General features: G+C 35.8%; 12 protein-coding genes. All 12 read left to right on the top strand.

What is annotated here, in order from left to right; translation table 11 throughout:
- Nucleotides 1–99: 99 nt before the first annotated feature.
- The 12 genes from icd to NX902_RS17510 all read left to right on the top strand — a co-directional run bounded on the left by icd (nt 100) and on the right by NX902_RS17510 (nt 14,866).
- Nucleotides 100–1,368, top strand: coding sequence for an NADP-dependent isocitrate dehydrogenase (gene icd, locus NX902_RS17565; RefSeq protein ID WP_095331426.1), 1,269 nt, complete (start codon nt 100–102; stop codon nt 1,366–1,368).
- Between the two features lie 204 nt (nt 1,369–1,572).
- Nucleotides 1,573–2,508, top strand: coding sequence for a malate dehydrogenase (gene mdh, locus NX902_RS17560; protein ID WP_095331428.1), 936 nt, complete (start codon nt 1,573–1,575; stop codon nt 2,506–2,508).
- A gap of 216 nt (nt 2,509–2,724) precedes the next feature.
- Nucleotides 2,725–3,441, top strand: coding sequence for a response regulator transcription factor (locus NX902_RS17555; RefSeq protein ID WP_095331430.1), 717 nt, complete (start codon nt 2,725–2,727; stop codon nt 3,439–3,441).
- Complete coding sequence (gene pnpS, locus NX902_RS17550; RefSeq protein ID WP_341160874.1) at nt 3,442–5,196, top strand: two-component system histidine kinase PnpS; 1,755 nt, start codon at nt 3,442–3,444, stop codon at nt 5,194–5,196.
- Between the two features lie 1,235 nt (nt 5,197–6,431).
- Nucleotides 6,432–9,056, top strand: a complete 2,625-nt coding sequence (gene polA / locus NX902_RS17545; RefSeq protein ID WP_171509844.1) for a DNA polymerase I — start codon at nt 6,432–6,434, stop codon at nt 9,054–9,056.
- 121 nt (nt 9,057–9,177) lie between these two features.
- Complete coding sequence (mutM, locus tag NX902_RS17540) at nt 9,178–10,005, top strand: DNA-formamidopyrimidine glycosylase (protein ID WP_095331436.1); 828 nt, start codon at nt 9,178–9,180, stop codon at nt 10,003–10,005.
- Nucleotides 10,006–10,083: 78 nt separating this feature from the next.
- Nucleotides 10,084–10,719 (top strand): sporulation membrane protein YtaF, encoded by a 636-nt coding sequence (gene ytaF, locus NX902_RS17535; RefSeq protein ID WP_123258075.1) that lies wholly within the window; start codon nt 10,084–10,086, stop codon nt 10,717–10,719.
- Nucleotides 10,720–10,870: 151 nt separating this feature from the next.
- Nucleotides 10,871–11,476 carry a dephospho-CoA kinase gene (gene coaE, locus NX902_RS17530; protein ID WP_341160873.1) on the top strand — a complete coding sequence of 202 codons (606 nt, stop codon included), beginning with the start codon at nt 10,871–10,873 and terminating at the stop codon, nt 11,474–11,476.
- 112 nt (nt 11,477–11,588) lie between these two features.
- Nucleotides 11,589–12,047, top strand: coding sequence for a transcriptional regulator NrdR (nrdR, locus tag NX902_RS17525; protein ID WP_095331442.1), 459 nt, complete (start codon nt 11,589–11,591; stop codon nt 12,045–12,047).
- A 110-nt stretch (nt 12,048–12,157) separates the two neighbouring features.
- Nucleotides 12,158–13,564, top strand: a complete 1,407-nt coding sequence (locus tag NX902_RS17520; protein WP_095331444.1) for a replication initiation and membrane attachment family protein — start codon at nt 12,158–12,160, stop codon at nt 13,562–13,564.
- 21 nt (nt 13,565–13,585) lie between these two features.
- Nucleotides 13,586–14,515 carry a primosomal protein DnaI gene (gene dnaI / locus NX902_RS17515; RefSeq protein WP_095331446.1) on the top strand — a complete coding sequence of 310 codons (930 nt, stop codon included), beginning with the start codon at nt 13,586–13,588 and terminating at the stop codon, nt 14,513–14,515.
- 42 nt (nt 14,516–14,557) lie between these two features.
- Nucleotides 14,558–14,866, top strand: coding sequence for a hypothetical protein (locus NX902_RS17510; RefSeq protein ID WP_095331448.1), 309 nt, complete (start codon nt 14,558–14,560; stop codon nt 14,864–14,866).
- Nucleotides 14,867–14,990 lie beyond the last annotated feature (124 nt).

The following is a 14,990-nucleotide window of genomic DNA, read 5'->3' as shown; positions in this document are numbered from 1 at the left end:
AGCTTATAAAAGCTTGTTATAATAAATTTATTTCATTCTTTTTCCAATGAATGTTATTACATTGGAAAAGGAAACTATTTTTTACGGAGGGATAGAAACATGCAAGGAGAAAAAATTACAGTAGTAGATGGAGTATTAAATGTACCAGCAAATCCGATTGTTCCTTATATTGAGGGAGATGGAATTGGACCAGATATATGGGCAGCATCATCAAGAGTGTTAGATGCAGCTGTTGAAAAAGCATACAATGGGGAAAAGAAAATTGTTTGGAAAGAAGTACTAGCTGGTGAAAAAGCATTTAATGAAACTGGAGAATGGTTACCTTCTGAAACATTGGATGTAATTAGAGAGTATTTAATTGCTATAAAAGGGCCATTAACTACACCAGTTGGCGGTGGTATTCGTTCTTTAAACGTTGCCCTGCGCCAAGAATTGGATCTTTTTGTTTGTTTACGTCCAGTGAGATGGTTTGAAGGAGTTCCTTCTCCTGTTAAAAGACCTCAAGATACAGATATGGTTATCTTCCGTGAAAATACTGAAGATATTTATGCAGGAATTGAATATGAGAAGGGTTCAGAGGCTGCTTCAAAATTAATTAACTTTTTACAACAAGAGATGGGAGTTAATAAAATTAGATTCCCTGAAACATCTGGAATTGGAATTAAGCCGATATCAGAAGAAGGAACAAGTCGTTTAGTAAGAGCTGCGATTAATTATGCGATTAAAGAAGGTCGTAAATCGGTAACTCTAGTACATAAAGGAAACATTATGAAATATACAGAAGGCGCATTTAAGAACTGGGGTTATGAATTAGCAGAACAAGAATTTGGAGATAAAGTATTTACATGGGCCCAGTATGATCGCATTAAAGAAGAACAAGGTTCTGATGCAGCAAATAAAGCTCAATCTCAAGCGGAAGCAGAAGGTAAAATCATTATTAAAGATTCTATTGCTGATATTTTCTTACAACAAATTCTTACTCGTCCAAAAGAATTTGATGTAGTTGCGACAATGAATCTAAACGGAGATTATATTTCTGATGCTTTAGCAGCACAAGTGGGTGGAATCGGTATTGCTCCTGGAGCAAACATAAATTACGAAACTGGCCATGCTATTTTTGAAGCTACACACGGAACGGCTCCTAAATATGCTGGTTTAGATAAAGTAAACCCATCTTCTGTTATTCTTTCAGGTGTTCTATTGCTTGAACATTTAGGCTGGACTGAAGCTGCACAATTAGTGATTCAATCCGTGGAAAAAACAATTGCTTCCAAAGTTGTTACATATGACTTTGCTCGTCTAATGGATGGTGCTACAGAAGTGAAATGTTCCGAGTTCGGTGATGAATTAATTAAGAACATGAATTAATTAAGAACATGAATTAATAACAAATTGAAGAAGAGATCGTCTCATCTCTTCTTCCTTTTTGTCCAAAATAGAAGATTTACGGTATTGGATTAGAATGGGATAAGCTGGGAAAAGTATTTACTAAATAGAGTAAAAGGGGACTCTGCTTTGTAACTGCTTATTGGTGGGCTTCATTCATTCTCGGTCTAATAAGGGGGAAATAATATGGTTAAACGTAAGAAGATTTCCATCATTGGTGGAGGTTTTACTGGGGCTACAACTGCTTTTTTGCTTGCTCAAAAAGAACTTGGTGATATCGTATTATTAGATGTTCCGCGAAATGAAAACTCTACAAAGGGAAAAGCATTAGATATGTTTGAAGCAAGTCCTGTACAAGGGTTTGATGCAAATATAACGGGAACTTCCGACTATAAAGATACAGCTGATTCTGATATTGTCGTAATAACTGCTGGTATGGCAAGAAAGCCAGGTATGAGTAGAGATGACCTTGTACAAACAAATCAAGCTATTATGAAATCGGTAACAAAGGAAATTGTGCAATATTCACCTAATTGTGTCATTATCGTGCTTACGAACCCTGTTGATGCCATGACATATACTGTTTATAAAGAATCAGGCTTTCCTAAGAATAGAGTAATTGGGCAGTCGGGGGTTTTAGATACAGCACGCTTTCGCAGCTTTGTGGCAATGGAGTTAAATCTTTCCGTTAAGGACATTACAGGATTTGTATTAGGCGGACATGGTGATGATATGGTTCCACTTATACGTTATTCCTATGCAGGTGGTATTCCATTAGAAGCACTAATTCCAAAACATCGCTTGGATGAGATTATTGAAAGAACAAGAATTGGTGGAGCGGAAATTGTAAATTTACTTGGAAACGGAAGTGCTTATTATGCTCCAGCAGCTTCTGTGGTAGATATGTGTGAAGCTATAATTAAAAGTCAAAGACGTATCCTTCCTACTATCGCTTATTTAGAAGGAGAATATGGCTATAACGATCTTTATCTAGGTGTACCTACAATTCTTGGCGGAAACGGAATCGAACAAATTATTGAACTGGAACTAACTGAGGAAGAAAAGGCAGCCTTAGATAAATCTGTTCACTCCGTTCGAAGTGTATTGACAGTATTAAATTAAGTATAAAAGTCGGCAGCTCGATAAAAAAGAGCTAGCCGATTTTTTTATTTCATTTAATCAATAAACTTAACCAGAGACACCTATAATAATTTATAAGAATTATTTCCTATTTGTAAACAGGATATAAATGTTTTTTCCATTTTTATTGGACAATATATTATAATGTAAATAGGTATAAGGGGACTTTAGGGGAATTAACATATTTGGAGGCTGTATATGAAGAAAAAGGTTTTAGTTGTAGATGATGAACAATCTATCGTAACTCTACTTAAGTATAATTTACAACAGGCAGGTTATGATGTATTAACTGCCATGGATGGAGAAGAAGGATTGAATCTAGCATTAACTGCTAATCCGGATGTCATCTTACTAGATTTAATGCTGCCAAAAAAAGATGGGATGGATGTTTGTAAAGAATTACGCCAACAGAAAGTGTTAACTCCTATTTTAATGTTAACAGCTAAAGACGATGAATTTGACAAAGTTTTAGGGCTTGAACTAGGTGCAGATGATTATATGACTAAACCTTTTAGCCCCCGGGAAGTCATTGCTCGAATTAAAGCTGTATTAAGACGAATTCAAATGCAAGTGCCAGCAGCCTCGGATGAAGTAGATGAAGAAGAGGACGATGGTATTAAAATAGGTGAATTAAGAGTGCTTCCTAATTATTATGAAGCATATTTCAAAGGGGAACTATTAGAGTTAACTCCGAAAGAATTTGAGTTATTATTATATCTTGTTAAAAATAAGGGAAGAGTTCTTACAAGGGATCAACTATTAAGCGCTGTTTGGAATTATGACTTCGTCGGAGATACAAGAATTGTAGATGTACATATTAGCCACTTACGTGAAAAAATTGAAGAAAATACGAAAAAACCAATATATATTAAAACGATTCGTGGATTGGGTTATAAGTTAGAGGAACCAAAGTAAATGAAGAGCTTTAAATCTCGATTAATGGCGAGTGTTTTATTTACTATATTTATTGTGTTTTTGTTCGTAGCAATATTTATTGAATCATATAATAAAAAGACGTTTATGGACTCTTTTGACAGTCGATTGAAACGCGAAGGTACTTTAATCGCAAAGCAAATAATGAAAAATGGCGATGGGTTAGACATTAATAATAGTCTATTAAAAGAATATAGTGAAGCATTAGATATACAAATTACTGTTATAGATGAAACTGGAGAGATTCTCTTTAACGAAGGAGAGCTGCAGACAGATACAGAATATGAAAATCGAATGCAAAGGCTGCTTTCAAATGAAAAAGCAAAAGCGGTATCTATTAATGGAAATCCTAACTTTCACTTTTATCAACAACAGTTAACTGGTGAAGAGGGGAGATTAGGATATCTATTAATTGGTGCAAAAATAGAAGAAATAGAAAAGGCTTATCAGCATATTAATTGGATTATTTTTGCTTCTTTTTTCTTGTCGCTTTTAGTGATTTATTTAATTGGCTATAAATTAATTTATCGTTATACGAGACCTATTGAGTCAGCTACCAAGGTTGCTGTCGATTTAGCGAATGGGAATTACCATGCGAGAACCTATGAAGATCGAGTAGATGAAACAGGAGTACTTAGTTCTTCGCTAAATAAAGTAGCTAAAGATATGCAAGAGATGGTAAAAGCACAAGAAATTCAAGAAGATCGTCTAGGAACATTGATTGAGAGTATTGGTAGCGGATTATTATTAATAGATAGCCGAGGATATATTAATTTAATCAATAAATCCTATAAGGATATGTTCTTAGTCCGTTCTGCTGATTATCTCTATAAACAATACTACAAAGTCATTCCATATAGACAAGTGACTGATTTAGCGGAAGAAATATTTATGACTGAACATAAAGTAATCCGAGATATGACCCTAGAGATTAAAAATGAGAAAAAAAGCTTTCAAGTGTATGGAGTACCTATTATTGGGACGAATGACAGATGGATGGGGATTTTACTCGTTTTTAATGATATAACAGAATTGAAAAAGCTTGAGCAAATTCGTAAAGACTTTGTAGCCAATGTCTCTCATGAATTAAAAACTCCTATTACTTCTATTAAAGGCTTCTCGGAAACACTTCTTGATGGAGCGATGGAAGATAAGGAGACGTTAGAGGAATTTTTACGAATCATTTTAAAAGAGAGTCACCGATTACAGACGTTAATTCAAGACCTTCTGGATCTTTCAAAATTGGAACAGCACCATTTTGCCCTTAATAAAGAGGAATTTAATCTGATGGAAATTCTCAATAAAGCGACAAAAATGTTGGAAGGTAGAGCGGAAGCGAAAAATATTAAGTTACTGTTTCCTCAAGCGAATGAAATTGTTCAAATTGAGGGTGATAGAAGTCGATTAACGCAAGTTTTTTTAAATCTTATAACGAATGCGGTTATCTATACTCCGAATGATGGAGAAATTACTGTCTACGTCGTGGAGAAGAAAAAGAAAATCGAAATAAGAATTCAGGATACTGGAATTGGAATAGAGCAAGAAGAAATTCCTAGAATATTTGAACGCTTTTATCGAGTGGATAAAGCGCGAAGTAGAAATTCTGGAGGCACTGGATTAGGACTGGCGATCGTGAAGCATTTAGTAGAGCTTCATAGAGGAACAATTCAAGTAGAGAGTGAGATGGGAGAAGGAACGACTTTCACTGTTATTTTGCATAAGGAATTTCCATTTTAGGAAAAAGGCTGTAGCTTAAGTGTTTTAACTAAACATAACCCCAAACAACTATACGTAAAATGCTGGAAAATTCGTATAATGTTTTGGGGTTTTTAATTTATTTTAAGAAAGAAGATTATCCTTTATCTCAGTCGATAGTCTCCAGTTTGTACACCGATGAACAGTCTCCTCCGCTTTTCATTGTCTAGCTGCGGAGCCTATCGGTTAGCAAACTTCCGACGATCTCCCTACGATAAGTCAACATCGACTCTCTATCGTTCGTCGTGTATCCTTTATCTCAGTCGATAGTCTCCAGTTTGTACACCGATGAACAGTCTCCTCCGCTTTTCATTGTCTAGCTGCGGAGCCTATCGGTTAGCAAACTTCCGACGATCTCCCTACGATAAGTCAACATCGACTCTCTATCGTTCGTCGTGTATCCTTTATCTCAGTCGATAGTCTCCAGTTTGTACACCGATGAACAGTCTCCTCCGCTTTTCATTGTCTAGCTGCGGAGCCTATCGGTTAGCAAACTTCCGACGATCTCCCTACGATAAGTCAACATCGACTCTCTATCGTTCGTCGTGTATCCTTTATCTCAGTCGATAGTCTCCAGTTTGTACACCGATGAACAGTCTCCTCCGCTTTTCTACTTGTCTAGCTCCAGGTACCAGCGCCAGCTAAACTTCACGATTATCTCTACGATAAGTCAACATCCATTCACTAGCGTTCATGGTGTATCCTTTATCTTGAGAGAATCGCTCCAGTTTACAAGGCGCTAAACGGTGCCTTCCGCTTTTCTACTTCCTTTACATTGTTTTTACATTTGGTTTATGGTGGGTTTACACTTTGTTGGTACAATTATTTTTGAAGTCCCCCTTATCCATTTGGTTAAGGACTTAAGCTAAAAGCTACCCCGCTTTTGGCTTCCCCTTTTAATAGTGGGTATGGTAGGAAAGGAATCGTAAATGATTGTTGGTAGAATTGTGATCCTCTTATCCATGCCAGTGTCGATATACCTAAATTGTTTTTTGATGCTGTAAAAATAGCGGAGTTTGTTGCTAAAAGATGTGTACTGCACGCTTATTTCCTTGTAGGGTGAAATAAGCACGTGTCTGGTAAGACCTCTTTTATCACAATCTCTGCTTTTTTACATTTATGAATATGTCATGTAAAATAAATAATATTAAGTCGTGTAATAATCCCCGTTTATATACGAGAAAATATACCATATTAAAAGGATGGAGGAGGATTTCTTGAAAAAGAAATTAATCTTAATTGACGGTAATAGTATTGCGTATCGAGCGTTTTTTGCTTTGCCTCTATTAAACAATGATAAAGGTGTGCACACAAATGCTGTTTATGGTTTCACGATGATGCTTATGAAAATTATTGAAGAAGAAAAGCCAACACATGCTCTTGTTGCCTTTGATGCAGGGAAAACAACTTTTCGCCATAAAACGTTTAGTGAATATAAGGGGGGGCGCCAAAAAACGCCACCAGAATTGTCGGAGCAATTCCCGTATATTAGAGAGTTGTTGAAATCCTATGGTATCCATCATTACGAATTAGAAAACTATGAAGCTGATGATATTATCGGAACACTTTCTCTTCAAGGAGAAAAAGATGGTTTTGAAGTAGTTGTAATTTCTGGTGATAAAGATTTAACCCAATTAAGTTCGGATAAGACAACTGTCTATATCACTAGAAAAGGAATTACAGACATGGAGTCCTATACGCCAGACCATATCCAAGAAAAATATGGCCTGACGCCTGACCGAATTATTGATATGAAAGGTCTAATGGGTGATAGCTCAGATAATATTCCAGGTGTCCCCGGTGTTGGAGAAAAAACAGCTATCAAATTGCTGAAGGAATTTGATTCCTTAGAAAATTTAGTCCAATCTATTGACAAAGTAAGTGGTAAAAAGCTGAAGGAAAAGTTAGAAGAATTTAAGGACCAAGCATTAATGAGTAAAGAACTTGCTACTATTTTCAGAGAAGCTCCTTTAACCATAACATTAGAAGATACAGAATTTCCTGGGATGCAAATAGAGAAATTAAAGGAGATTTTCAAAGAGCTTGGCTTTAATTCTCTTCTCGAAAAATTAGGAGATGCACCAGAAAAAGAAGAACTTGTTTTAGAAGATATCGAGTTTAAAACCGTTGAAAATATCACAGACGATATTTTTTCTGATAGGAATATTATGTATGTTGAAGTATTAGAAGATAATTATCATTATGCACCTATTCTAGGGATTTCTCTTTTAAATGATAATGGCGCATACTTTCTTCCAATTGATCATGCTTTAAAGTCGTCTGCTTTTAAAAATTGGGCAGAAGATGAGAAGAAAGAAAAGATTGTTTATGATGCTAAAAGATCGGAAGTATCGTTACGTCATCAAGGAATTCATTTAAAAGGAATTACATTTGATATTCTTATCGCAGCATATTTAGCGGATCCTTCTGCAACGATTGAGGATGTTGCCTCTGTTGCTAAAAAATATGATTTTACTAATTTACAATCAGATGAAGTATTTTATGGAAAAGGAGCAAAAAGAAAGGTTCCCGAACAAGAAATATTAGCAGACCATCTCGTGAGAAAGGCATTCGCATTGAAGGCTATCCAAGAGACAATGGAAGATGAATTGAAAAAGAACGATCAAGAAGCCTTATTTTACGATTTAGAAATGCCTTTAAGCTTGGTACTTGCTGATATGGAATCAACGGGGGTTAAGGTGGATGTATCTCGCCTAAAAGCAATGGGGCAAGAGCTTTCCGAAAGATTGAAAGAAATTGAAGGGCGAATTTATGAGCTGGCTGGTGAAACCTTTAATATCAATTCTCCAAAACAACTTGGTGTGATTTTATTTGAAAAACTTGGATTGCCAGTTGTAAAGAAAACGAAGACAGGCTATTCCACATCTGCTGATGTATTAGAGCAACTTGCTAGTTCACATGAAGTAATTAGAGAAATATTAGAATATAGGCAATTGGGGAAATTGCAATCAACCTATATAGAAGGCTTACAAAAAGTGGTCCATAATGGAAGAATTCATACAAGATTTAACCAGGTACTAACACAAACAGGTCGCTTAAGTTCGATTGATCCTAATTTGCAAAATATCCCGATTCGTTTAGAAGAAGGAAGAAAAATAAGACAAGCGTTTGTGCCGACAGAAGAGGATTGGGTAATTTTTGCTGCTGATTATAGTCAAATAGAGTTACGGGTACTTGCTCATATCGCTAATGATGAGAAATTAATCGAAGCATTTAGAGAAGATCATGATATTCATACAGAAACAGCTATGTCTGTTTTCCATGTAGAAGCTGACGAAGTAACCTCTAATATGCGTAGACATGCTAAAGCAGTTAACTTTGGTATTGTATATGGAATTAGTGATTATGGACTTTCTCAAAGTCTGCATATTACAAGAAAAGAAGCGGCGAAATTCATTGAACGTTACTTAGAAAGTTATCCAGGAGTAAGAAATTATATGGAAGAAATTGTGGCAGATGCAAAGCAAAAAGGCTATGTCTCCACTTTGCTTCAGAGAAGAAGATATTTAGCTGATATCACAAGCAGAAACTTTAATCTTCGCGGTTTTGCAGAGAGAACGGCGATGAATACACCAATCCAAGGAAGTGCAGCTGATATCATCAAAAAAGCGATGATTGATATGGCAAAGCGCTTGGAAGTAGAAGGGTTGAAAGCAAAATTGTTGCTGCAGGTTCACGATGAATTGATTTTTGAAGCTCCTAAAGACGAAATAGAAAAGCTGAAAGAAATTGTGCCAGATGTAATGGAACATGCAGTTGAATTAAGCGTGCCTTTAAAAGTGGACTATTCTTACGGTCCAACTTGGTATGATGCAAAATAATAAAGACTGTTCTCTAAAAGATTATTCTTTTTTCTATAGAAATAATTAGGCGATAGTTTAAAGGAACAAATTTTCACGAATCTTATAATAGAAATTTTTTACATGAAAGGAGGGGATGGAAATGCCAGAATTACCAGAAGTTGAAACGGTACGAAAAACGCTGAAACAGCTGACGCAAAATAAAGTAATAAAAGAAGTGGTTGTATCATGGGCAAAAATGATTAAAAAACCAGAAAATGTGGAAGAATTTTCGGATGCATTGGTTGGTCAAACCATTTTAGATGTTAAAAGACGTGGGAAATTTATATTAATTGAAACAAATGATTTTACCATCGTCTCCCATTTGCGAATGGAAGGCAAATATGGAGTATTTCAAGCACAAGAGCCAGTTGATAAGCATACCCATGTTATTTTCTTTTTTGAAGATGGTTCAGAGCTACGGTATAAAGATGTCCGGAAATTCGGTACCATGCATTTATTTAAAAAAGGGGAAGAATCAAACGCCATGCCTCTTTCGCAATTAGGACCTGAACCTTTTGCTGCTGACTTTACGATAGCGAATTTTTCAGAGCGTTTATCGAAAACAAATCGCAGTATCAAAACAGCATTGTTGGATCAAAAGATTGTGGTTGGGTTAGGAAATATATATGTAGATGAATCTTTATTTCGAAGTGGCATTCATCCGGAGAGAACAGCAAATTCCCTAGATGTGAAAGAAATAGAAAAATTATATAAAGAAATCATCGCTACTTTATCTGAAGCGGTCGAAAAAGGTGGTAGCACGATTCGCTCTTATGTAAACACCCAAGGACAAATTGGAATGTTTCAGCTTGAACTATATGTATATGGTCGTAAGGGCCAAGAGTGCAAAGTATGTGGCCATACTTTAGAAAGAATTATAGTCGGGGGAAGAGGAACCGTTTTTTGTCCTAATTGCCAAAAAAAATAAAACAATAAACCTGAATTAACATTGGATGGGCTCTTTCCATATAGTATATTACTATTGATTTGGAAGGAGCTTATCTTTATGGTCCAGGTGTTTTCTCTTTTATTGTTAGCAATCGCTGTTAGCATCGATAGCTTTAGTGTTGGTTTTACGTACGGACTTCGAAAAATGAAAATGCCCTTAAATTCTATCCTGATTATCGCCTGTTGTTCCGGTTTAACACTTCTGATAGCGATGTTAGTTGGTCATGTTATCTCAAGGATATTCTCCCCTTCGTTTGCAGAGAGTATAGGTGGGATTATTTTAATCCTATTAGGTGGTTGGATTCTTTACCAATATTTTAAGCCGAGCAAGGAAAAGGAAATACTAACAGAAGAAAAGAATATTATTAATTTTGAAATAAAATCTTTAGGGATTGTCATCAATATTTTAAAGAAGCCATTAACAGCCGATTTTGATAAATCAGGAACAATTACAGGGCTAGAAGCAGTTGTGTTAGGTTTCGCCTTGTCTTTGGATGCATTTGGAGCTGGAATTGGTGCCTCTATGCTAGGGTTTCCTCCATTATTTTTAACACTTGCTGTGATTTTTATGAGTACTTCCTTTGTTTCATTAGGGATTTATCTAGGGAGATTTCTTTCAGAGAAAAGTTATATGGATAAATTCTCCTTTATTCCTGGGATTATCCTAATCATTATTGGGATCTTTAAACTTTAATTATTTATTTATGAAATAGGTTGTTTCTTTTAGGCGGTGAACCTCCTTGGTGAATCGCCTTTAGAATTCATCTATCTTCTCTATTAATAAAAAGAGAAGGCTTTTTTATCGATTTTGTTACATACTAAAAATCAATAAGGTAGGTATTTTTATGACGTTAATAGTTGGATTAACGGGAGGAATTGCGAGTGGAAAATCAACAATCTCCTCCTATTATCAATCACTAAATATTCCGATTATCGATGCGGACATTGAATCAAGACTTGCTGTAGAAAAAGGAGAACCAGCATATCTAAAGATAGCGGCTCATTTTGGCAAGGGAGTTTTACATTCAGATGGAACGCTAAATCGTCAAAAGCTGGGAGAAATTATTTTTTCAAATGAAGAGGAACGCCGTGTGCTTAATAGCATTGTGCATCCTGATGTTAGAAGAAGGATGGATGAGAAGCAGAAAAAAGCAGTGGAATCGGGCGAAAAAGTAGTGATCTTAGATATTCCCTTGCTCTTTGAAAATAAACTAAATCACACAGTTGATCGAACAATCTTAGTATATGTGGATCAGGATACTCAAATTACGCGATTAATGAAAAGAAATGATTTAAGTTATGAGCAAGCGCTCAAAAGAATAAACGCTCAAATGCCGTTACAGGAGAAACTTGCTCTTGCTGATGAAGTAATTAATAATAATGGATCGATGGAAGAGTCAATCCAACAAGCAAACAGAATTTTAAAAAAATGGAATGTTTCCCCTCGCTGAATTTCATCTTTTGATAGAGAAATTTAGATAATTACTTGTACAAGCTTGCAATTTTATATAATATGAAGATAAGTATATACATGGAACAATGAATTCGGAGCTGATAATAGAAATGAGATGTCCTACCTGTCAACATAATAACACCCGCGTTCTTGATTCACGACCAGTTGATGAGTATAAATCGATTCGAAGAAGAAGAGAATGTGAGGCTTGTGGGAATCGATTTACTACTTTTGAAAAGGTAGAAGAAATTCCTTTGATTGTAGTGAAGAAGGAAGGGACGCGTGAAGAATTTAGCAGGGATAAAATATTGCGTGGCTTAATAAGAGCTTGTGAGAAGAGACCGGTAGCTTTAAAACAATTAGAGGAAATAACAGCAGAAGTAGAGAAAGAACTTCGCAGTAATGCTGCTTCCGAAATAAAAAGTGAGGCAATCGGTGAGATGGTAATGGATCGATTGGCGAAGATCGATGAAGTAGCGTATGTACGTTTTGCATCTGTATATCGCCAATTTAAAGATATTAATGTGTTTATTGATGAATTGAAAGAATTAATCAAAAAAGATTATTAAAAAGTTACATGGAAAAGATTACTAAGGGAGCTAAAGATTTCTTTGGCTCTTTTTTGCCTTTCCTCCCTCTATGGCGGGAAGGATTGAAATAGAAAGGAAGGATGATGAGTATGTCTCAGCATTGGCAAGACCTGCTTCCTGTCGATAGATATCGAGTAGCGGTGAATGGACTGTTGAGTGATTATGATCGAAAGACAATCACCTTCTTATATCAGCCATTAATTGGGACAAAGTGTTTAGCTTTATACATGACCTTATGGGCAGAAGTGGAAGAGAATCGCTTGTGGTCTCTGACAAATACACATCATAGCTTAATGAATTTTATGAGTTGTGGTTTAAATGATATATATGAAGCAAGACTAAAGTTAGAAGGAATTGGTCTTTTAAAAACATATTTAAAGAAAGAAGATGGCAATCGGTCGTTTATATATGAACTACAGCCGCCTTTATCACCCGCTCAGTATTTTCTTGATGGAATGCTAAATGTTTATTTATATAGAAAAATTGGAAAAGCACAGTATAGCAGATTGAAGAAGTTCTTTTCTGATGAAAAAATCGCAGATCCTAGTTTCCAGCCAATAACGAAAGCATTCCAAGAGGTATTTATGTCTGATCATAGTGGTGCTGTTCGAGCAATACATGAATTAGAGGAAGAAGAGATTACTGATCAGACCTATGTGGGGAGAGAAGAACAACCGGGAATACAAATTACTAAGAGCGACTTTGACTTTGAATTGTTATATGCGGGAATTCACGATTCTTTATTATCGAAAAAGGCATTTACGAAAAAGGTGAAGGAAGCGATCCAAAATCTTGCCTTTATTTATGGAATTGATCCAATTCAAATGAAGAATATTGTTATTAGTGCGATTAATCAACAGGATGAGATTGATATTGAAGAGCTGCGTATAGCTGCTCGTGATTGGTATCAATTTCAACATAATGATTTACTGCCGATGTTAGTTGATCGGAAACAGCCGCAAAAGGATTATTCATCAACCGATGCTCCAAAATCACAAGAGGAAGAATTAATCTATTATTTAGATCATGCTTCACCGCGCCAAGTGTTGAAGGATGTTTCAGGAGGTGCAGAACCTTCCAAAACAGATTTGCAAATAATTGAAGAAATTATGTTCTCGCAGAAGCTGCTCCCGGGTGTAATAAATGTGCTGATTCAATATGTTATGCTTAAAACAGATATGAAATTGACAAAGGGATATATAGAGAAGATTGCTGGCCAATGGGTTAGAAAGAATATCCGTACAGTAAAAGAGGCAATGGATCTAGCGAAAAAAGAGCACAAGCAATATATGGAATGGGCTCAAGGTAAAAAAAATCCACAGTCGAAGTCAACTCGAAAAGCTATCCGGACAGAAAAAATCCCCGAATGGTTTGGGCAAAATCAGGATAACGAAGGAACGAAAAAAACGGAAGAAAATACTTCTTCCAAGGAAGCAAACGATCAAGATTTGGAACAAAAAAAGCGTGAACTGGAAGAGCGCATAAAAAAATTATAATATCAGGTGGTGGAGTAAACGGTGGAAAGAATTAACGATACCTTAAAGAAATTTGGTGCGGGTAATAATTTTCAGGAACGATACCGTGCTATGAAACAGGAAGTGCTTGCACATCCTGATGTAAGGGCCTTTCTACGAGAGCATGAGGACGAGCTTACTTCCAATGCAGTTGATGTTGGCATGATAAAGCTATATGAATATGCCAATCAAAGCAAAGCTTGCAATAAATGCCCTAGTCTTCAAGGATGTGTAAATATGATGCAGGGATACCATCCTAGTCTAGTAATAGTCAGAGGGAATATTGAGATTCAGTATGACCGTTGTCCCCGTAAGTTGACGGAAGATAATCAGAAGAAAAAAGAGAAGTTGATTAAAAGCTTATATGTACCAAAGGATATTCTGGAAGCTTCCTTCAATACCATTGATCTTGACGGAGAGAGAATGGAGGCAGTGGAAGCTGCTATCCGATTTGTAGAGGATTATAAACCTGGTGAAAGACATAAAGGAATCTATTTTTATGGAGAATTTGGGGTTGGCAAATCATATATTTTAGGAGCCATTGCTAATAAACTTTCTCAAAAGCAAATTTCGTCTATGATTGTATATGTTCCTGAATTATTTAGAGAAATGAAGAGCTCCATTGCTGATAGCACATTAAATGATAAAATCGAAAGTATAAAACGTGAGCCTATTTTAATGCTGGACGATATCGGAGCAGAAACAATGTCTAGTTGGATTCGAGATGAGGTGCTTGGACCGATTTTGCAGTTCAGAATGTTAGAGAATTTACCTACGTTATTTACGTCTAATTTTGACTTTAGTGGCTTAGAGCATCATCTTACTTATTCGCAAAGAGGAGAAGAGGAAAAGATGAAAGCGATGAGAGTAATGGAGAGAATTCGTTACTTATCTACACCTATTCGCGTGAAAGGAAAAAATAAGCGAACATAATAGAGTTAAAAAGTTTCAATTTTTAGTAAGGAGAAGTGTGCGTTGACGGAAATTTCAAATGCAGAAAAATTAGTAATAAAGCGGTATAACCAGTTTCTTTTCTTTGTATCGATGACGATATTGTTATTATTAATTCCCTTTTTTCTGTCTTTTTATAGTCCGGGAATCTATAAAATAATCCTAGCGTTATTGGTATTTGGTTTAACCTATACGTATATAACAAAGAATAGAAGATTACTTGCATATATAAGAACTCGATGCGAAAAACGATCCATTTCGTTTCAAAAATTGTATAGTGGATATATTATTTTGTATGCTCTCGTATTAGGAGCTATCCTATTGTTTTTGTGATGGAATTTTATTAATGATGAAGATAGACTAAGTCGATAATCTGTCTCTGTTTGTCGATAAAAGGATATGGGAGAAGTATAATTGCATTTTCACACATTGCTTGGAGTGGAGGGGGTGAGACTCC

This window comes from Niallia sp. FSL W8-0954 (assembly GCF_038005605.1).
GTDB classification, from domain to species: domain Bacteria; phylum Bacillota; class Bacilli; order Bacillales; family Cytobacillaceae; genus Niallia; species Niallia circulans_A.
Note: the sequence above shows the minus strand (reverse complement) of the source record. Positions and strands in the feature narration are given on the sequence as shown.

Coding starts and splice junctions, on each gene's coding strand:
- icd (WP_095331426.1), top strand. CDS start 100: ATGCAAGGAGAAAAAATTACAGTAGTAGATGGAGTATTAAATGTACCA.
- mdh (WP_095331428.1), top strand. CDS start 1,573: ATGGTTAAACGTAAGAAGATTTCCATCATTGGTGGAGGTTTTACTGGG.
- NX902_RS17555 (WP_095331430.1), top strand. CDS start 2,725: ATGAAGAAAAAGGTTTTAGTTGTAGATGATGAACAATCTATCGTAACT.
- pnpS (WP_341160874.1), top strand. CDS start 3,442: ATGAAGAGCTTTAAATCTCGATTAATGGCGAGTGTTTTATTTACTATA.
- mutM (WP_095331436.1), top strand. CDS start 9,178: ATGCCAGAATTACCAGAAGTTGAAACGGTACGAAAAACGCTGAAACAG.
- ytaF (WP_123258075.1), top strand. CDS start 10,084: ATGGTCCAGGTGTTTTCTCTTTTATTGTTAGCAATCGCTGTTAGCATC.
- coaE (WP_341160873.1), top strand. CDS start 10,871: ATGACGTTAATAGTTGGATTAACGGGAGGAATTGCGAGTGGAAAATCA.
- nrdR (WP_095331442.1), top strand. CDS start 11,589: ATGAGATGTCCTACCTGTCAACATAATAACACCCGCGTTCTTGATTCA.
- NX902_RS17520 (WP_095331444.1), top strand. CDS start 12,158: ATGTCTCAGCATTGGCAAGACCTGCTTCCTGTCGATAGATATCGAGTA.